The 18,108-nt window shown below is 35.7% G+C and carries 19 protein-coding genes and 1 tRNA gene; 12 read left to right on the top strand and 8 right to left on the bottom strand.

Going from position 1 to position 18,108, the window contains the following annotated elements; genetic code table 11:
• Positions 1-56 precede the first annotated feature (56 nt).
• From C1631_RS10160 to C1631_RS10145, 4 genes are all read left to right on the top strand, one after another.
• Positions 57-986: a helix-turn-helix domain-containing protein gene (locus C1631_RS10160; protein WP_109711967.1), complete on the top strand. Its 930-nt coding sequence runs from the start codon at positions 57-59 to the stop codon at positions 984-986.
• 167 nt (positions 987-1,153) lie between these two features.
• Positions 1,154-1,993 (top strand): SDR family NAD(P)-dependent oxidoreductase, encoded by an 840-nt coding sequence (locus C1631_RS10155; protein ID WP_103247757.1) that lies wholly within the window; start codon positions 1,154-1,156, stop codon positions 1,991-1,993.
• A gap of 174 nt (positions 1,994-2,167) precedes the next feature.
• Positions 2,168-3,082: a helix-turn-helix domain-containing protein gene (locus tag C1631_RS10150; protein WP_103247758.1), complete on the top strand. Its 915-nt coding sequence runs from the start codon at positions 2,168-2,170 to the stop codon at positions 3,080-3,082.
• A gap of 104 nt (positions 3,083-3,186) precedes the next feature.
• Positions 3,187-4,827 carry a serine hydrolase domain-containing protein gene (locus tag C1631_RS10145; protein ID WP_109711965.1) on the top strand — a complete coding sequence of 547 codons (1,641 nt, stop codon included), beginning with the start codon at positions 3,187-3,189 and terminating at the stop codon, positions 4,825-4,827.
• 59 nt (positions 4,828-4,886) lie between these two features.
• Here C1631_RS10145 and rimM read toward each other — a convergent pair whose 3' ends face one another.
• The 8 genes from rimM to C1631_RS10105 form a co-directional block, all read right to left on the bottom strand.
• Positions 4,887-5,429 (bottom strand): ribosome maturation factor RimM, encoded by a 543-nt coding sequence (gene rimM / locus C1631_RS10140; protein ID WP_103247760.1) that lies wholly within the window; start codon positions 5,427-5,429, stop codon positions 4,887-4,889.
• Positions 5,430-5,443: 14 nt separating this feature from the next.
• Positions 5,444-6,010: a 30S ribosomal protein S16 gene (locus C1631_RS10135; RefSeq protein WP_109711964.1), complete on the bottom strand. Its 567-nt coding sequence runs from the start codon at positions 6,008-6,010 to the stop codon at positions 5,444-5,446.
• Between the two features lie 99 nt (positions 6,011-6,109).
• Positions 6,110-6,700: a hypothetical protein gene (locus C1631_RS10130; protein ID WP_103246615.1), complete on the bottom strand. Its 591-nt coding sequence runs from the start codon at positions 6,698-6,700 to the stop codon at positions 6,110-6,112.
• 1 nt (position 6,701) lies between these two features.
• Complete coding sequence (locus C1631_RS10125; protein WP_103246614.1) at positions 6,702-7,211, bottom strand: nitroreductase family protein; 510 nt, start codon at positions 7,209-7,211, stop codon at positions 6,702-6,704.
• A 218-nt stretch (positions 7,212-7,429) separates the two neighbouring features.
• A complete protein-coding gene (locus C1631_RS10120) occupies positions 7,430-7,879 on the bottom strand; it encodes a hypothetical protein (RefSeq protein ID WP_103246613.1) in 450 nt (149 codons plus the stop codon).
• 159 nt (positions 7,880-8,038) lie between these two features.
• Positions 8,039-8,566 (bottom strand): SRPBCC family protein, encoded by a 528-nt coding sequence (locus C1631_RS10115; RefSeq protein WP_103246622.1) that lies wholly within the window; start codon positions 8,564-8,566, stop codon positions 8,039-8,041.
• Between the two features lie 103 nt (positions 8,567-8,669).
• On the bottom strand, positions 8,670-10,121 hold the full coding sequence (locus C1631_RS10110) for an alpha-L-fucosidase (protein ID WP_109711962.1): 1,452 nt from the start codon (positions 10,119-10,121) through the stop codon (positions 8,670-8,672).
• A 56-nt stretch (positions 10,122-10,177) separates the two neighbouring features.
• Positions 10,178-11,632: an alpha-L-fucosidase gene (locus C1631_RS10105; protein WP_103246611.1), complete on the bottom strand. Its 1,455-nt coding sequence runs from the start codon at positions 11,630-11,632 to the stop codon at positions 10,178-10,180.
• A gap of 192 nt (positions 11,633-11,824) precedes the next feature.
• Between C1631_RS10105 and C1631_RS10100 the strand changes: the two genes are divergently transcribed.
• From C1631_RS10100 to C1631_RS10065, 8 genes are all read left to right on the top strand, one after another.
• Positions 11,825-13,843: a M3 family metallopeptidase gene (locus C1631_RS10100; RefSeq protein WP_109711960.1), complete on the top strand. Its 2,019-nt coding sequence runs from the start codon at positions 11,825-11,827 to the stop codon at positions 13,841-13,843.
• A 14-nt stretch (positions 13,844-13,857) separates the two neighbouring features.
• Positions 13,858-14,268 carry an immunity protein PIM1 family protein gene (locus C1631_RS10095; RefSeq protein WP_103246609.1) on the top strand — a complete coding sequence of 137 codons (411 nt, stop codon included), beginning with the start codon at positions 13,858-13,860 and terminating at the stop codon, positions 14,266-14,268.
• A 64-nt stretch (positions 14,269-14,332) separates the two neighbouring features.
• A complete protein-coding gene (locus C1631_RS10090) occupies positions 14,333-15,022 on the top strand; it encodes a hypothetical protein (protein WP_103246608.1) in 690 nt (229 codons plus the stop codon).
• A gap of 26 nt (positions 15,023-15,048) precedes the next feature.
• Positions 15,049-16,359 (top strand): hypothetical protein, encoded by a 1,311-nt coding sequence (locus C1631_RS10085; RefSeq protein WP_103246607.1) that lies wholly within the window; start codon positions 15,049-15,051, stop codon positions 16,357-16,359.
• Positions 16,360-16,373: 14 nt separating this feature from the next.
• Positions 16,374-16,448, top strand: a tRNA-Lys gene (locus tag C1631_RS10080).
• A gap of 161 nt (positions 16,449-16,609) precedes the next feature.
• Positions 16,610-16,993, top strand: a complete 384-nt coding sequence (locus C1631_RS10075; protein ID WP_109711956.1) for a tetratricopeptide repeat protein — start codon at positions 16,610-16,612, stop codon at positions 16,991-16,993.
• A 29-nt stretch (positions 16,994-17,022) separates the two neighbouring features.
• Positions 17,023-17,223: a YqaE/Pmp3 family membrane protein gene (locus tag C1631_RS10070; RefSeq protein ID WP_103246605.1), complete on the top strand. Its 201-nt coding sequence runs from the start codon at positions 17,023-17,025 to the stop codon at positions 17,221-17,223.
• Positions 17,224-17,302: 79 nt separating this feature from the next.
• Positions 17,303-18,034 carry a class I SAM-dependent methyltransferase gene (locus tag C1631_RS10065; protein ID WP_103246604.1) on the top strand — a complete coding sequence of 244 codons (732 nt, stop codon included), beginning with the start codon at positions 17,303-17,305 and terminating at the stop codon, positions 18,032-18,034.
• Positions 18,035-18,108 lie beyond the last annotated feature (74 nt).

Here is an 18,108-nt window from a genome sequence, read left to right as displayed (position 1 = left end):
TTCCGAATGTGAAAAAAAATTAAAAAAAATGTTACATTTGTGAAAATCACAAAACTATGCACCAGGAAGCTTTACTAAAGGAAATCCGTAGAAAAATCGGTGACCTTTCCCTGAACGATGAGATTGCCAATATTCTCAATATCAGCTATGATGCTGCTCACAGGAGGACCTCCCTGAAAGCAAAGTTCAGTTTCGAGGAAGCGCTGGAACTTGCGAAATATTACCAGATCTCTCTGGATCAGTTTTTGGGAACCGAAAACCAATTGGTTGTCAAAAGAACTCAACCGGTAAAGACTACGGAGGATCTTTTAAACTATTTTGAAAACTCCCTTAAAATCCTTAATGTTTTTCAAAATATCAGTCATTCCAAAGTATTCTATTCTGCAAAGGATATTCCCTTTTTCTATACCATTTCAGATTCTGTTTTATCACGATTCAAGTTTTATGTCTGGATGAATTTATTGAATCAGGACAAATTTCTGAGCCCTTTTCATGAGTTTAACCTCGACTATCACTCTGCTAAAAATGAAATGCTTAAGGATTTATATGACAAACAAAACGTTACCGAAATATGGAATGACACAACAATTATGAGTGCTTTACGGCAAATCTTATTTTATTCAGAAATGGGATTGTTAAAAAAAACTGACGCAGAGCTGATTCTCAATGATCTAAAGAAACTGCTGGAAGAACTTGAAAATAAAACACTTGAAAAAACGAATTTTCAGATTTATGTGAATGATCTGGTTATTTTAAACAACAGTATTTTGTTTAAAAACGAACAGCAATGTTCCTTTTTTATTCCTTTCAGTATGTTTGGATATATGATGACCAATGATAAAATAACCTGTGAAGATTCTTTGAGCTATTTTGAACATCAGATCAAAAACTCAAGATCCTTGAACGAATCCGGAAACCGGGAAAGGAAAGTCTTTTTCAATACAATGTATAGCCAGATTGAACATCTAAAGCAAAACTTACTGTAATTAATTACCCGTCTTACATATAGAAACCTTCTGAAAATTCATTGAAATAATACTTGATAAAAAATTATCATTCACGATTTGGATACATCATTCCCCGATTCGGCTACATTTTCCCTTCTGTAACTTTCCATCTTTGTACCATCATTTAAACAAAAAAATATTTAAAAATGGAAACAAAAAAAGTATGGTTCGTGACAGGAGCTTCAAAAGGCTTAGGATTGGAACTGGTAAAAAAATTACTATCCGAAGGATTTCAGGTTGCAGCAACAAGCCGCACCGTTGAATCTCTGATCTCAACCATCGGAGAAACTTCTGAGAACTTTCTGCCGCTTAGCGTCAATATCACAGATAATAACGACATTAAATCTGCCCTTGCAAAAACTGTTGAGCATTTCGGACGAATAGACGTAGTTGTCAACAACGCAGGGTATGGACAAATTGGAACACTTGAAGAACTTACTGATGAAGAAGCAAGAGAAAATTATGCAGTAAATGTTTTCGGAACATTAAACGTCATCAGGAACGTTATGCCCTATCTTCGTGAGCAAAGGTCAGGAAACATTTTCAATATTTCTTCTGTTGGCGGATATTCAGCCAATTTTCCAGGGTGGGGAATTTATTGCTCGACAAAATTTGCTGTTGCCGGATTTACAGAAGCATTGGCTGAGGAAGTAAAAGATTTCGGAATTCATGCTACAGTTGTTTATCCGGGCTATTTTCGTACAGACTTTTTAAATAAAGATTCCGTGAGAACTCCTGCCAACCCTATTCAGGCTTATGAAGCTGCCAGACAATCAGAACAGGCCCACCTTAACGAAATCAACGGAAATCAGCCCAATGATCCTGAGAAAGCAGCTGATGTTCTGATCCAAATCAGTAAAGAAGAAAATCCGCCTGTACATTTATTATTGGGGGTAGGAACGCTGGAGTTTCTGAATAATAAGATTGATATTTTAAAGAAAGATGCTGAGAAATGGGAAAGCCTGACTGTTTCAACAGCGATCTGATTTTGTCCTGATAACCATCAATCCTTCGACTCCGCTCCACATGAAATTGACACGGTACTTAATGTTTATACAAATACATTGAGATTAAAACTCTGTAAAGCTTAATCTGATCGGAGTCGAAGACTTTCTGAAACAATACATTATACTTTCACAAAAACAATTAACTTCGCTACTATGAAACAGCCTGTTCGTTTTAATTCTATTTCAGATTTTCATACCTTCTGTAGTCTTCCGGGCCCAGAGCATCCGTTGATCAGCCTGATAGATTATAGCAAAGTACATTATATTGTGGATGATAAAGAATTGAAATGGATTCAGAATTTTTATTCAATTGGTTTGAAAAAGAATGTCAATCTAAGATTCAATTATGGGCAACAACAGTATGATTTTGATTCAGGGGTGCTGTGCTTTGTCTCGCCACAACAGTATTTGAGTCTGGAAATAAGACAGGATATCGAAGTGGAACCTACAGGCTTTTTATTACTGATTCATCCGGATTTTCTATGGAATACTGCATTAACCAGGAAAATAAAATCCTATGATTTTTTTAGCTATCAGGTCAAAGAGGCTCTTTTCCTTTCCGATAAGGAAGAGAAAATTCTGGTTGATATTTTTAAAAATATTGAACGGGAATATCAGTCAAATACTGATAAATTTACACAGGAACTGATTATTTCACAGATTGAGCTATTACTGATTTATTCTGAGCGTTTTTACGAGCGTCAGTTTTTTACCAGAAAAAAATCAAGCCATGAATTGCTACATAAGTTTGAAGATCTACTTTCGCAATATTTTGAAAATGGAAACCTTATCGAAAACGGAATTCCATCAGTAAAATGTATCGCTGATCAAATGAATATTTCACCCAATTATTTAGGAACATTGCTGCGGCTTCACACTCAGCAAAATACACAACAGCATATTCAGAATAAATTAATTGATTCGGCCAAAGAACGTTTGAGCACCACCAATTTATCTGTGAGTGAAATTGCTTATGAATTAGGATTTGAGCATCCACAGTCTTTCAGCAAGCTTTTTAAACAAAAAACGAATCAGTCACCGGGAGAATTCAGAAGATTATTTAATTAGAAAGCATTCCTGATTGGCAAGAGATCAATAATACAATAGAAATGTTAATTCTTTTCTATTTTTAACATCAAGAAGTTTGTTACTTTTGTTTAAACACTCTAAAAATGAAAGCCATCCTATTATTGATCTTTATTTCCGCATCTTATCTTTATCAGGCGCAGATTAAAAACATAATCAATCCTGAGAAAATTGAGCATCCGCTTCAAAAGAAATATTCCGGAAAAATTGTTTTCCTTACCCGGAATATTACTTTGGAAAGCTTAAAAGACTCAGATATTATTACCTCTTCCTCATTTCAGGAAAACGGAGATCTTGGCATTCATGCTTTTTTTGATAATTCACTAGTCAACCACCTTCATCAACTTGAACCCAACTGGACCATGGATGAGTTGCTCAAAAATGGAAATTATCAATTTTCATTCTATGTTGATGCAAAGCCGATCTATACAGAAAATCTCAATGCAGGAGCTGGTACCCCGGAAAATAAAAAATTTAAAACAGCATTACGCATCCCTCTTCTCAGCAGTAAAAACGAAGATTCGTGGGGAAGATATTTATGGATGCGTTTTTATATGGCTCATGATGGCATTGATGCATTGACAGCCGGAAATCACATTTTAAAAATTGAAATAAAACCCTATCTGAAAACTTCCATTATAAAAACCGGGCCTGTTATTGCAGAAGGGCAAATCAATCTTATTGTTCCTTCGCAAAATATTCCTGAGAAACAGGTGGCCATTCAATCTATCCAACCTAATAGCGGATGGAAGGCTTCTCAGGAAAAAATCAATTCCGGAATGATCAGAACTCTCAATAGGAAAATTGCTGAAAACAGATTCAAAGATATTACCAGCATTGTTATCATTAAAAACGGACAATTGCTTTTGGAAGAATATTTTAATGGTTCAGGAAGAGATTCCTTACAGGATACCCGGTCAGTAGGAAAATCTTTTGCCTCTGCTTTAACGGGAATTGCCATACAGGAAGGTTTCCTAACCAATGAAAATAAAAAATTGAAGGAGTTGTATAACTTAAAACAATTCAAAAATTATTCTTCAAAAAAAGACAGTGTTACTATAAAAAGCCTTTTAAGCATGAGCTCCGGCTTTGATGGAAATGATGAAGATTCTGATTCTCCCGGAAATGAAGAAAATATGTATCCTACGGAAAACTGGGTACAATTTACCCTGGACCTGCCCATGACAGAAAATACAATAGGAAAAAAATGGAGCTATTTCACAGCAGGCGTTGTATTGACAGGTGATATTTTAGATAAAACAGTTCCAGAAGGTTTAGAAAATTATGCTGACAAAAAACTATTTCAACCTCTTGAAATCAAAAATTATAAATGGCAGTTCACTCCACAGAAAAAACCTTCTCTTGCCGGAGGGCTACGACTGAAAGCACTGGATTTTGCCAAATTTGGTCAGCTTTATAAAAATAACGGAATGTGGAATGGGAAAACCATTATAGATAAAACATGGGTCCAAAAATCTTTTACTAATCATTTTACAGATGTCAAAGAATTTGAAGGATATGGATATCTGTTCTGGCGAAAAATATATAAGATGGGAAATAAAAACTTTGAAGCCTATCAATCCAGCGGAAATGGTGGTAATAAAATTATCATATTCAAGGATATACCCGTTGTCATGGTGATCACAGCTACAGCATACAACAAACCCTATGCTCATCATCAGGTTGATAAAATAGTACAGGAATATCTTTTACCAGCCTTAGACTGATACCAATAAGTAATAGAAATGAATATAATGAGAAATAAAAAAGTTGACGAAGAAATGAATTATTCGTCTTTTTTAGATGGCACCAAAAATACATCCATCAGACCTTCAGGCAAATGCATTTTTATGAATCTTTCTTCTCTGTTGACTTCCAGGATCCAGTCTTTGATAAGTGGAATAACAATCTCTCTACCTTCAAATCCTAAAATGAAATAATTTTGTGCAGTCTGATCATTTACTGATCGGATAACTCCACACTCATTACCATTTTCATCAAGAATCTCATAACCGATAATCTCGTGATAATAGAATTGTTTTCCGGAAAGTTTTGGCAATGTAGTAAGCGGAAGGTAAACACTCTTCCCCAATACCTGATCTACCATCGCCTCAGAAGAGTTTTTGAAAGCAAGATTCAAAGAATCTAATTTGCTCCATGATGATTTTTCAATAAAAAATGGAACCAATAATCCGTTGATTTCAACGAATATTGATTCCAATTTATTGTAAAGCTCGGGTTGATCGGTATCCAATTTAAGGATCACGTTGCCCGCAAGTCCATGTCTGCGTGTGATTTTACCTAAAAAATAGCAATCTTCTTTACGCATAACAGGGTTTGTTCTTAAGCTTCAGGGTTTTCTTCAGTTTCAGCAGCAGGAGCTTCTCCTTCTGTAGCTTCAGCAACAACTTCTTCAGCAGGAGCGTTAGCAGCTTCTTCAGCAGCTTTAGCATCAGCCTCAGCTTGTGCAGCAGCAGCAACTCTAGCTTCGTTTACTTTTACTTCAGCATCTAAAGCAGCTTTCTTAGCATCAGCCTTAGCAGTTGCTAAACCTTCTACTTTACCTTGTACTTTAGAATCTTTAGCTTCTACCCAAGCATTGAATCTTTTTTCAGCTTCAGCTTCATCAAAAGCACCTTTAGCTACACCACCTTGTAAGTGTTTTTTGTAAAGAGCACCTTTGTAAGATAAAATAGCTCTGGCAGTATCAGTAGGCTGAGCACCGTTGTTTAACCACTGTACAGCAGAATCAACGTTCAACTCGATAGTTGCCGGATTAGTAATTGGGTTATAAGTTCCTAGTTTCTCGATGAATCTACCATCTCTTCTCGCTCTAGAATCTGCAACCACGATGTGGAAAAAAGGTTTTCCTTTTTTACCGTGTCTTTGTAATCTGATTTTTACTGACATAATGTTTGAATTTTACGGGAACTCGTCCCAGTTAAATATTTAAGAGTGCAAAGATAGTTATTTTTTTCCAATTAGGTAATTTGAATTTAATATATTTTATTATTTTTTACCTAGCAGGATAAAAGAAAAAATTGTTGAAATAATCACAGAAACCAAAACAGCCAGAAATACAATGAAATTACCTCTTGTTTTTTGTGTAATCCCATAAATCACAAAATAATTTATGATATAAACAGGAACCAGTAAAAAAAATGAAAATAAACCCGTACATGCAATAATAGCCTTTAGAAAAAGAAACCCGGTAACAGACGCTATTACAACTCCTAACAAGCTTTTGTAAATTGTTTCATTATCTATTTTATCATTCTCTTTTACCTTTGAAAACTGATTAAATTTATCCCGGATAAAATTATTCAAATCATTACTTCCGATGATTTCTGAAGAAATATTTTCAATTATAAGATGTATGTCTTCCCCTATCTGTACTCTATTGTAGACTTCAAACGAAATTCTTCCTTTTTCTTTAATTAAAACTTTCCTGAATTCTGCTTCTTTTACAAATTCATCATAATTGAATTTCTGACTGATGGCTTCATGTAACTCACCATTAATTTTACCCGTGTGATCAGTCATATGAAGATAAGCAGCATGCAAATCTTCTTCATTATAATTTCTGTAAATGTTCTTCATGTTATACAGTTCCCATATAGAAAAGCCCCAGACATTTCTGGTTCTCTTCAATAGTCAGAGACTCTTTCAAAGAGTCAACAATTTTCGGAGAACTCCAATAACATCCTATATTATTGGCAGTACAGGTAAGATACATATTCTGTACTGCCATAGAAGTAGCAGCGATCTCTTCCCATTCGGGAACCATTCCGCTAAAATTAACAACGATGGAAACAACAGTATCTGCCTTATTGATTTTGAAACCTATGTCATTGTATTTTTTCTCCAGGAAAAGTTGCTCAGGCTGAGTTGCCTTATAGATCGCCTGCATTTCTGAGGCTAGCTTTGCCTTTTCTTCCCCTTTGAATATCTTAAAACGCCATGGTTTTGTACGTTTATGATTAGGAGCTAAAGTCGCTGAGTGTAAAATTTCATCAATCATTTCCTTAGAAATTTCCACATCGGTATAATCCTTTGGAAAAATACTTCTTCTTTGCTCTATGATTTCTTTTAAAACTTCTGCTTTATTCATAGAGACAAAAATACGACATGTAAGTTAATTTACAGGAGAATGGCAAAAGATTTTGATACGGGATTCGAGGTTTCGAGGTTTCGAGTGGTAAAGGTGGTATTGGTTTGGGAATAATATCAGAGTCAATAGTGAATAGTTAATTCGCTGCGTTTATCAATTTTTTGCAGACAACCTCAATTCACAATTCACTTGCGAAGCAAAATTCACGATTGACAAGTCTATAATACTTCCACAATTTTCTGGTGAATTTTATTCAATGTAAATTCTTCTCCACCTTTCATTCCCATCATTTTTTTTGCCATTGGACTTTCAGGTGAAATGGCATAAAAGCGATCTCCTTCAAAAAAGAATTCTCCCAATGAAACTGAAATATAAAAACGAGCCTTATTGGTAATCACCAAAGAACCCAATTGGACTCTGTCTGTAGCAGTATTCAGAACCTTTGCCATATTTCGCCTAAGATCATTCAGTGCGCCTAATTGTTTTTGCATCTGATAAATCTCTTCCTGCATTTCTTCCCTCATGCTATCATATTTAGGAGTTTTTTTGATATCGCGACTGGCTTCCAAAGTAAATTCAATAAAATTTTTCAGCTTTTCTATTTTCTCTGCAATAGTGGTTTTTACAAAGTCTCTGATATCACTTTTTTCAAATACAATCTTCTCCATATATCGAATCTTTATATATCTTTTATATAAAGATAATATTTTTAGAATAATAAAATATATTTTCAATACCCTATCATAATAAAGGCTGCCTCAAAATGGGAGACAGCCTTATTATCATGTTTAAAATTAATGCCAGAGGCAATTTTTCAGTACTTTTAGTTATTTATTTTCTGCAAGTTTCTTAAGGTCTCCCAATCCTTGTCCGAACATTTTATCCATATTATTATCCATCATAGGTTTCATAATTTTCATCATGGTGTTCAGTTCATTATCAATCATCCATGTTACTTTCGTTCCATTGCCGTCGGGTGTTAAGATCAGGCTGCTTTTAGCATCACCTTCAAAAGGTTTGATGAAATGAAGTTTTGTCAACATCTTTTCATTAGGTACAATTTCAGTAATTGATTGCTCTCCCTCACTGTCATCTCCTTTCCAGTGGTAAGAATCACCCATTTTATCACCTTCTCCGGAATAAGTAATGGTAATATTTTTAATTTCTTTTGAGAAAGGATCCCAGGTATTGTATGCTTTCAGAGATCCCATATGCTGCCATACTTTTTCTTTGGGAGCATTAATGACTACAGATTTTTCATAATGATAATCTTTACTGAATGCCAGCATCGCAAAGACAGCATATACAATAACCAGTAAAAGAATGATTCCGATAATTTTTAAGAGTGTTTTCATAATAGTATTATTTAAGGTTTTAATTTTCTTGTATGATTCCTTTACAATTTTGCTCAAAATTAAATATTCCCCATTCTCTTCAACTTCTCCTATGGCAAGATTATCATATGGATGCTTTTTTATAAAGTCCAAACTCGCTCAGTGTAATGCAAACCGGAGATTTTGTGATACTAAGTCTCAGTTTACCTGCGGTAAGCGGTTGATCTAATTTAATCAATTTTTTGGCACCTATACTTGTTCCTTCGTAAATTTTTTCCCACCTGTTGTTTTTAAAGACTTCAAGAGTATACCCTTCTATCCTTTGTCCTAAAGGAATAAACTCCTGTAAACTAACGATATCAAATGTTTGAGCAGAAGGCAGATTTATTTCCAGTGTCGCACTGTGAACATCATCCTGAGTGGCCCAAAAACTTTGTTTATCTCCATCCAATAATGTACTGGTTCCGTACCTTTTATCTCTGGTATTACTTGCTTTGATGGTCGCTCTCTTCGCCAGATTGTTGGCAAAAGTCTTTTGCACTATATTTCCAAAAGCCTGTAATGCAGCTACGTCATCTTCATGCAAATGGCCAGTAGTATCAGGAGCCAGCCCTAGATCTAAAGCCGCACCTCTTCCTACACTTTTAAGATAAAGATCAAACAGAGTTTCTGCTGACTTCGGCTTTTCCTCTGTATGAAAAAACCATCCTTTTCTGAGAGGAACATCACATTCTGCGGGCAGCCACAGCATTCCGTTCCGTGTACCTGTTGTAGCTTCCGGATAGTCTGGCTGCCCTGGAATTTTTTCATGTTTTCCCTTTGAAGCCCCCGGAGTATAAGTGGCCCAGCTTGTTTCTGCTGCATATCCTTCTTCATTTCCCACCCATCTTACATCTCCTAAATGGCTGAATATATTGGCCATAGGCTGCATTTTTCTAGTGATTGCAAAAGTATTTATCCAATCATAATAAGTAGAACTATCAATACGTCTGGTTTCTCTGGTTCCTCCGTAATAGCCATCACCACCATTCGCTCCGTCATGCCAGCTCATAAATAGATTTCCATAATTGCTATAAAGTTCCTTTAACTGTACCTGATAAATGGCAAGATATTTCGATGTCCCGTAATCAGGATTATTCCTATCCCATGGTGAACAATACACTCCAAACTTAAGCCCATACTTTTGAGCGGCCAGCTGTATTTCTTTTACCATATCACCTTTACCATTTCTGAAAGGGCTTTTAGAAATATTATAAGACGTAGTACTTGTGGGCCAAAGGGCAAAGCCGTCATGGTGTTTGGCAACCAATATAATTCCCCTCAATCCACCTGCTTTGGCAGCTTTTATAATTTGTTCGGCATCAAATTGAGAAGGATTAAAAATTTTCGGATCTGCATCACCATATCCCCACTCTTTATTTTCAAAAGTGGTAGGCGTAAAATGGATCAGACCGTAGACTTCAATATCATGCCAGGCTAATTGCCTTTTGGAAGGAACCGCACCATACGGCTGAATAGATTTTTGTGCATCGATAAAACTATATAGGAAAAGGCAGTAAAAGAACAGTTTTTTCATTAGTATATGGTTGTTTGAGGATTTGGAAATTAATGTTATTTCATTTAGTACAATAATCACAAAGTAGCTTGTTTATACAGACCTATCTCACTTAATGTAATACAAACCGGGGATTTTGTAATATTGACCCTCAGTTTATTGGCCGTAAGTGGCTCATCTAATTTAATTAACCTCTTAGCACCTATACTTGTTCCATCATATATTTTTTTCCAGGTATTATTCTTAAAAACTTCAATTGTATACCCTTCTATCCTTTGTCCTAAAGGAATAAACTCCTGTAAACTCATGATATCAAATGTTTGAGCAGAAGGCAGATGTATTTCCAGTGTCGCACTGTGGACATCATCTTCAGTAGCCCAAAAGCTCTTTTTATTTCCATCCAGTAGAGTCGCTGGCGAATGAGATTTATCTCTGGTATTACTGGCTTTTACTGTAGCGCTTTTAGCGAGATTATCAGCAAAGGTACGTTCCAACATTATTCCAAAAGTTTGTAAAGCTACAACGTCATCAGAATGCAGCTGACCTGTAGTATCCGGAGCCAGCCCCAGATCTAAAGCAGCACCGCGGCCTACACTTTTAAGATACAAATCAAATAAAATCTCCGGTGATTTTGGTTGTTCCTGTGTATGAAAAAACCAGCCTTTTCTGAGAGGAACATCACATTCCGCAGGCATCCAAAATCGACCATTCCTAATTCCGGAAGGACTTTGCGGATAATTAGCCTGTCCCGGAACCGCTTCATTCTTACCTACCGGACCTTTTGGTGTAAAAGTGGCCCAGCTGGTTTCTGCCGCATGTCCTTCTTCATTCCCCACCCATCTTACATCCGGACCCACATCACTGAATATATTAGCCATAGGCTGCATTTTCCGGGTAATAGCCCAGGTATTTTTCCAATCGTAGTACACTGTATTATCGATGCTTCTGGTCTCTCTGGCTCCTCCATAATAGCCATCGCCTCCATTGGCTCCGTCATGCCAGCTCATAAATAGATTTCCATAATTGCTATAAAGTTCTTTTAACTGAGCCTGATAAATGGCAAGATATTTTGATGTTCCATAGTTTGGGTTATTCCTGTCCCACGGTGAACAATATATTCCGAATTTCAATCCATATTTTTGGGCTGCCAGTTGTATTTCTTTGACCAAATCTCCCTTACCTTTTCTGAACAGGCTTTTCGAAATGTTATACGTTGTAGTCTGTGTTGGCCATAAAGCAAAGCCGTCATGGTGTTTAGCTACCAATATGATCCCTTTCAAACCACCTGCTTTAGCCGCTTTTATAATTTGCTCAGCATCAAAATGGGTGGGATTAAAGATTTTCGGATCCGCATCTCCATATCCCCATTCCTTATCCTCAAAAGTGGTAGGAGTAAAATGGATCAGTCCATAAACCTCAATATCGTGCCAGGCTAGCTGTCTTTGAGAAGGAATTGCTCCGTAAGACGGAATATTTTTTTGTGCATTGATAAAACTGCATAGAAAAAGAGAGTAAAAGAGTAATTTTTTCATTGGTGTGTTTTTCTATAATAAGGTATAACTTTTTGATCGAGATCAATCATTTCACATCATTGAATCTCTCCATGACAAGATTAACTAAGATAATGCATTTTTGTCATACTCGTGCATTCAGGCATTATTTTTGAGTTTTCAAGCTGTGATTCCCTATGAATCATTAAATTTACCTTAAATAAAAATAGAGAAATGAATATTTTAACAGAAAAATTTAACACACCATATCACTCAGCACCTTTCGGTGACATTAAAAATGAAGACTATCTTCCTGCTTTTAAGGAGCTGATTCAAAAATCAGAAGAGGAAATTAATGCTATTGTCAATAATCCTGAACCTCCTACTTTTGAAAATGTTATTGAAGCTTTGGCGTACTCGGGTGAACAACTGGATGTGGTTTCTAATATCTTTTTCAATTTAAATTCTGCAGAAACCAGTGATGAGATCCAACAGATTGCCCAGGAAGTCTCTCCGATTTTAACAGAATATTCTTCAAAAATTTCTCAAAACGAACCTCTTTTCAACAAAATCAAAATGGTTTATGATGAAAAGGGGAAATATAATCTCAATGAAGAGCAACAAATGCTTTTAAATGAAACCTACAAAGGTTTTGTAAGAAGTGGTGCTTTATTAAATGAAGAAGACAAAGAAAAATTAAAAAATATCAGCATGGATCTGTCTGTAAAATCTTTACAGTTCGGTCAAAATGTACTGGCTTCTACCAATGCTTATTTCAAACACATTACAGATAAGGAGCAATTGGCAGGGATACCGGATGCGATTATTGAGCAATATGCAGAAGAAGCTAAAGAAAGGAATCTGGAAGGATGGGTGGTTACTTTACAATATCCAAGCTATATTCCTTTCATGACATATGCTGAAAACCGTGAATTAAGAAAAGAACTGGCATTGGCCAATGGTAAAAAATCTTTCGACGGTGGTGAATTCGACAATCAGAACCTGATCAAAGAGCTTCTTGATTTAAAACAACAAAAAGCAGAACTTTTAGGATATAAGGATTATGCAGATTATGTTCTTGAAGAAAGAATGGCAAAGTCTCCAACGAAAGTTATTGACTTTTTGAATGAGCTTTTAACCAAAGCAAAACCTTATGCTGCTCAAGAAATTGAAGAATTAAAATCTTTAGCAAAGGCTGATGGCATTGAGGAAATACAAAGCTATGATCATGCTTTCTACGCTGAAAAACTTCGTAAGCAAAAATTTGACCTTAATGATGAAGAACTGAAGCCTTATTTTCCTCTGAATCAGGTTCAGGATGCTGTATTCGGATTGGCAGGAAAGCTTTTCGGACTGAGTTTTGAAGAAAGAAATGACATTCCGAAATACCACGAAGATGTCAAAATATATGAAGTAAAGGAGAACGGCGTATACAAATCACTGCTATACGTGGATTATTTCCCAAGAAAAGGGAAAAGAGCCGGAGCATGGATGACAAGCTACAAAAATCAGTACCAACAAAACGGAGAAAACTCCCGTCCACATATTTCCATTGTTTGTAATTTCAGCAAGCCTACCAAAGATACACCTAGCCTATTAACCTTCCAGGAGGTGACTACTTTGTTCCACGAATTCGGACATGCACTTCACGGGATGATGGCGAATACACAATATCCTACCCTTTCAGGAACTTCTGTAAAATGGGATTTTGTGGAGTTACCGTCACAGTTCCTTGAAAATTTCTGTTATGAACCTGAGTTCTTAAAAACTTTTGCTAAACATTATAAAACCAGAGAGGTGCTTCCTGACGAAAAAATTGAAAAAATCGAGCAATCTAAAAACTTTATGGAAGGCTACCAGACTTTGAGACAACTTGGTTTCGGACTTCTGGATATGAGCTATCACACAAAAGTGGATGAATTGAAAAATGAAAGTATAAAAGACTTTGAAGATAAATATACAAAAGCAACCAGTCTTTATCCTGTCAATGCGGAAACCGCAATGAGCCCCAGTTTCTCTCACATTTTCCAGGGAGGATATTCTGCAGGGTATTATTCTTACAAGTGGGCAGAGGTATTGGATGCAGACGCTTTCCAGTATTTTAAAGAAAACGGAATCTTTAATCCGGAAATTGCCGCTAAGTATAAAGTACTCCTTTCTTCCGGAGGTACAAAAGATCCTATGGAATTATATAAAAACTTCAGAGGAAGTGAGCCCAAAGTGGAGAGCTTGTTGAAAAGAGCGTTTGGATAATATCCTTCTGAATTATGACAGAAAAATTGAATACACTGGAAGCAGCCTTTAATGAATCATTAAAGGCTGCTCTCAACAATATTGATTCGGAAAGAATTAATGAAATTCTTGAGCTTAGAGATTCCTCAGAATTTTCTGATCTCTGGATGAAAGCTTACCAAATAATTGACGAAAAAATAACTGACGCAGAAACAGAGGATCAGGTCAGCAATATCCGAAAGGAAATTTTCATATCAACATTCAGAATGACAGGATCTTCAGACCTACCTGCTTATATTTCTGATGATTTTGGACTAATCAGTGCTTATTATATTCATCATATTGAAAATACTTGGGTGACCAATTTATTTTTTACTTATCTTAATCATCAAATTCCTCAGGGGAAACTGATGAAAACAGATAAAATGTTAGAAGAATTGATTTAAAGATATATTGACTTTAATCCCTTCAGAGAAAAGAATTTCGAGCAAATAAAAACTAATAATCATAATGGATAAAGAAACAAAAGACTTTCTCTCAACAATATTAGTGTTTGTCGTAATGTGTATACTGATTGTTGTTGGAGTATATGCTTGTAATTTAGCTGGTAATGGAATTTCAAAAGATCCTGAAAAATGGGGGCAATTTGGAGATTATTTTGGAGGAGTTTTAAATCCAATCTTAACTATTTTCAATTTGGTATTAGTAGGTTATTTAACTTTAAAAATTTCTAGTATTGAAGAGAATAGAAGCAAAAACATTATGTATGAGAATGTAAGGCCTTTAGGTTTATTCTCTTTTGAATTATCTAAAAACTCTTTGAAAATCCATCTTCATAATGTGGGGATAGGACCTTTAATCATCAATGAATTTAAAACATATAATGAAATTGAGAAAAAGGAAGTTGTTGATTTTTATGAGTTAATTAATAGTCTTTCTCTTCCTGCTGTATATGCATATTCAGGAAGAAAAAGTAGTGATCAAAATATTATTTCAAAAGATGGTTTTATGAAAATTTTAGAAATCTCCATAACAGAAGATTCTAATGGATTTGATTATAGCAAAAAACTAAAAATATTTAATGAAATTAGGGAGAAAATTGGAGGATATAAGCTTAAAGTGACTTATACAGACTTATATGGTAAATTGATTGAAACCAAAGAAGAAGATCTTAATCAAATAAACGTGGAATTTCGTTAAAGAGTGATAAATATATTAAAATCCTAATGCTCAATGTAAAACAACTTTACAGCACTTTAGACGCTCGCCTTCGTCCCGAAGATGTTGCGGAAATGATCGTTGAGTTGATGAAAAACGATTTAGAAATTCATGAGTTGGCCACTTTAAATAAAGCAGCCAATCGTTCCCTAAAAAACAGTATTTATGGCTACACCTCAATGCTGCAGACCTTTGGTACGGCAACAGGGGCAGAAAAGCAGATCAAAAAAGCTGTTGAGATCTTTAAAATTAATGAAAAAGAAAATTCAGGATATCAAACGACAGATAAAATTGAAGCATTTCTGAATGAAGTTTCACCATTGATTCATAAAGAAGTGGGACAAAATAATTTCAAAAGTGATCGACTTGATAAAGAGTTGCGAAAACTCGCTGGATTGGATATCTCCAAAAGAAGTTACAATAAGAAGTGGAGGCTTCTAAAACGGATCGAAATCAGACTTCATAAATTCATCCATGAATCGAAAAAGATTGAGCTTCAAAAAATTGCTAAGCATGGCCTCTCCCATACCATCAGTTTTGAAAATTTCAGTAGTGATTTAAATACGGCTTGTTTTATTGCTTACTTCAATGCCCGCAGTAATCTGAGAAGTGTATTTACCAATCAGAGTCAGGACAAGCCGTTCGATGAAATATGCGAAATGCTGTTCAACAGGTGTAAAAGATATGCTGAAGAGACAAATTGGCTGGCTATTTCCTATATTTATACAGACAAAGACGTTTTGCAGCATCTTGCTGATGAGCAAAAAGGTAAACTCTTAGGAAAATGGACGGTTATTCTGGAAGACATCTCAACATTTCTTGAAGAGCTCTGGAACCAAAATGATATCAACAGAAAAACAATGGCTGTAAAAAAAGGCAATGATTCTACAACCTGGAACAACACAGCCGGTGCCTGGAATAAAGCCAGAGACAACTGGATAAACCTGATGTATGCTTTAGGACTGGATTCTATTCTTGAAGATCTTTGTTTTGGAAAAGTGATGCGTTTGATGGCTGCCGATGTCATCGCATGGCATTTATCCAGCGGAGGCAAAATTGATCCCAATACAGAAGTATGGAATATAGTACCTTTACCATGGGAAGTCTTTCAGGAAAGAGTTTTTTGCAATAAGGAAATGATTGTGAATGCCTGTAAAAAAGCGGGTATTGATCCTGAAAAATCGGGTTGGATTACTCCCCGTACCCATGGAGTCAGTCAATTCAGGCCAACACCGGAGCTGGTGCATGGGGTAACGGTTTCAAACCCTTTTTTAGCTAAAATTTTGAGACAGAATAAATATTTTTCAGGAAAACTCTGAAAAGGAAAATAAAAGGATAGGTTAGCTCAGTGGTAGAGCACCCGGCTCTTCACCCGGGATGACGCAGGTTCGAGCCCTGTACCTATCCTGATTTTTGAAATTGCTCAGAATTAAATCGAAAACATACCATGCTGAATTCTTTTCAACAAAAATATTAATCAACTTCTCCTCATCTACAACCCTTGAAGATTTATTTTAAGAAAGCTAAATTTGCATATTATAATAAACGTCCATTCTGTAATTTTAATTCATGAGCACGATAACAACCCGATTAGAAAACGTAAAAAAACTCCAGGCTAAAAGATGGGAAAATGAAGATCATTGGGATACTTTAAATGATTTGCTGGTTAAGGAACTGGATGAAATTTTACACATTGAACCGGAAAACACCTCTGCTTTAATCAATATTGGTGCTATTTACTCTGACATGGGAGAAAATGAAAAGGCTTTATACTATTTAAAAAGAGCATTACACCTGGGGTCAACAGATAAAAACTTGTTTGTCAACCTTGCTGTTGTTTTAATTTATATGGAAAAACATCAGGAGGAATATTTAGAATACCTTGAAGAAGTTGAAGATAAAATTGAGGACCCGTTGACTTTTAAGGCGTATTTTGATCCTCAATCTCATTAGAAATTTATTAACAATTAAAACCTTAAACCATGTTACTAGCCATTTTACTTCCTTTCCTATCTTTTATGGTTCGTGGGAAAATTATTACAGGAATTATCTGCCTGATTTTACAGATTACGGTAATCGGATGGTTACCTGCCGCCATTTGGGCTGTTTTATCGTTGAATAATGCAAGAGCGGATAAAAGAACGGATAGGCTGATCAAAGCCATGCGCGAAAACGAAAGATAATTTATATTTTAAATCCTTTACCCGAGGATTTTTATCTTCAGAAACTCATCTAAAGAAAACGATCTCACTATTTTATCTTATGAAAGAAAATAAATATGACAATCCCTCTTTTTTCGATCAGTACGGAAAAATGTTACGCTCTCAATTGGGGCTGGAAGGCGCCGGAGAATGGCATACGTTGAAGGGAATGCTCCCGGATTTTACAGCTAAAAAAGTTCTTGATCTCGGGTGTGGGTTTGGCTGGCACTGCCGTTATGCCATTGAAAACGGTGCCACATCGGTAGTTGGAATTGATCTGTCTGAAAAAATGTTGGCCAAAGCACAAGAAATCAACAATCTGAAAGGAATTCAATATGAAAGAAAGGCTTTGGAAGATGTTGATTATCTGGCAGGAACATTTGATATTATTATAAGCTCGCTGACACTGCATTATGTGGAATCATTTGACACCATTGCTCAGAATATCTATCGTTGGATAAAATCCGGAGGACATTTTATATTTTCTGTGGAACATCCGGTTTTTACTGCTGAAGGTGGCCAGGACTGGGTATATGATAAGGATGGCCAAAAAACATGCTGGCCCGTTGACCGTTATTTTATAGAAGGAAAAAGGAACACCACTTTTTTAGGTGAAAATGTCATCAAATATCACAGAACGTTAACGACTTATCTGAGCATTCTCTTAAAACATGGTTTCAAAATCAAAGAAATAATTGAACCTCAGCCCACAGCTGATATGTTAAGAGAAATCCCTGAAATGAAAGATGAACTCCGCCGCCCCATGATGCTATTAATTTCTGCCGAAAAATAGACCTATCAAAAATTAAACATAACTCCGTTTTTGATAAACATGCTACAATTTCATAAAAACACAAATTACTATAT

Origin of the sequence: Chryseobacterium phosphatilyticum (genome assembly GCF_002899825.2) — a bacterium.
GTDB lineage: Bacteria > Bacteroidota > Bacteroidia > Flavobacteriales > Weeksellaceae > Chryseobacterium > Chryseobacterium phosphatilyticum.
The sequence above is the reverse complement of the archived record's forward strand: the minus strand, read 5'-3'. Positions and strand labels throughout refer to the sequence as shown.

What these genes read in the sequence shown, in the direction of transcription:
- C1631_RS10160 (WP_109711967.1), top strand. Translation starts at nt 57, where the DNA reads ATGCACCAGGAAGCTTTACTAAAGGAAATCCGTAGAAAAATCGGTGAC.
- C1631_RS10155 (WP_103247757.1), top strand. Translation starts at nt 1,154, where the DNA reads ATGGAAACAAAAAAAGTATGGTTCGTGACAGGAGCTTCAAAAGGCTTA.
- C1631_RS10150 (WP_103247758.1), top strand. Translation starts at nt 2,168, where the DNA reads ATGAAACAGCCTGTTCGTTTTAATTCTATTTCAGATTTTCATACCTTC.
- C1631_RS10145 (WP_109711965.1), top strand. Translation starts at nt 3,187, where the DNA reads ATGAAAGCCATCCTATTATTGATCTTTATTTCCGCATCTTATCTTTAT.
- rimM (WP_103247760.1), bottom strand. Translation starts at nt 5,429, where the DNA reads ATGCGTAAAGAAGATTGCTATTTTTTAGGTAAAATCACACGCAGACAT.
- C1631_RS10135 (WP_109711964.1), bottom strand. Translation starts at nt 6,010, where the DNA reads ATGTCAGTAAAAATCAGATTACAAAGACACGGTAAAAAAGGAAAACCT.
- C1631_RS10130 (WP_103246615.1), bottom strand. Translation starts at nt 6,700, where the DNA reads ATGAAGAACATTTACAGAAATTATAATGAAGAAGATTTGCATGCTGCT.
- C1631_RS10125 (WP_103246614.1), bottom strand. Translation starts at nt 7,211, where the DNA reads ATGAATAAAGCAGAAGTTTTAAAAGAAATCATAGAGCAAAGAAGAAGT.
- C1631_RS10120 (WP_103246613.1), bottom strand. Translation starts at nt 7,879, where the DNA reads ATGGAGAAGATTGTATTTGAAAAAAGTGATATCAGAGACTTTGTAAAA.
- C1631_RS10115 (WP_103246622.1), bottom strand. Translation starts at nt 8,566, where the DNA reads ATGAAAACACTCTTAAAAATTATCGGAATCATTCTTTTACTGGTTATT.
- C1631_RS10110 (WP_109711962.1), bottom strand. Translation starts at nt 10,121, where the DNA reads ATGAAAAAACTGTTCTTTTACTGCCTTTTCCTATATAGTTTTATCGAT.
- C1631_RS10105 (WP_103246611.1), bottom strand. Translation starts at nt 11,632, where the DNA reads ATGAAAAAATTACTCTTTTACTCTCTTTTTCTATGCAGTTTTATCAAT.
- C1631_RS10100 (WP_109711960.1), top strand. Translation starts at nt 11,825, where the DNA reads ATGAATATTTTAACAGAAAAATTTAACACACCATATCACTCAGCACCT.
- C1631_RS10095 (WP_103246609.1), top strand. Translation starts at nt 13,858, where the DNA reads ATGACAGAAAAATTGAATACACTGGAAGCAGCCTTTAATGAATCATTA.
- C1631_RS10090 (WP_103246608.1), top strand. Translation starts at nt 14,333, where the DNA reads ATGGATAAAGAAACAAAAGACTTTCTCTCAACAATATTAGTGTTTGTC.
- C1631_RS10085 (WP_103246607.1), top strand. Translation starts at nt 15,049, where the DNA reads ATGCTCAATGTAAAACAACTTTACAGCACTTTAGACGCTCGCCTTCGT.
- C1631_RS10075 (WP_109711956.1), top strand. Translation starts at nt 16,610, where the DNA reads ATGAGCACGATAACAACCCGATTAGAAAACGTAAAAAAACTCCAGGCT.
- C1631_RS10070 (WP_103246605.1), top strand. Translation starts at nt 17,023, where the DNA reads ATGTTACTAGCCATTTTACTTCCTTTCCTATCTTTTATGGTTCGTGGG.
- C1631_RS10065 (WP_103246604.1), top strand. Translation starts at nt 17,303, where the DNA reads ATGAAAGAAAATAAATATGACAATCCCTCTTTTTTCGATCAGTACGGA.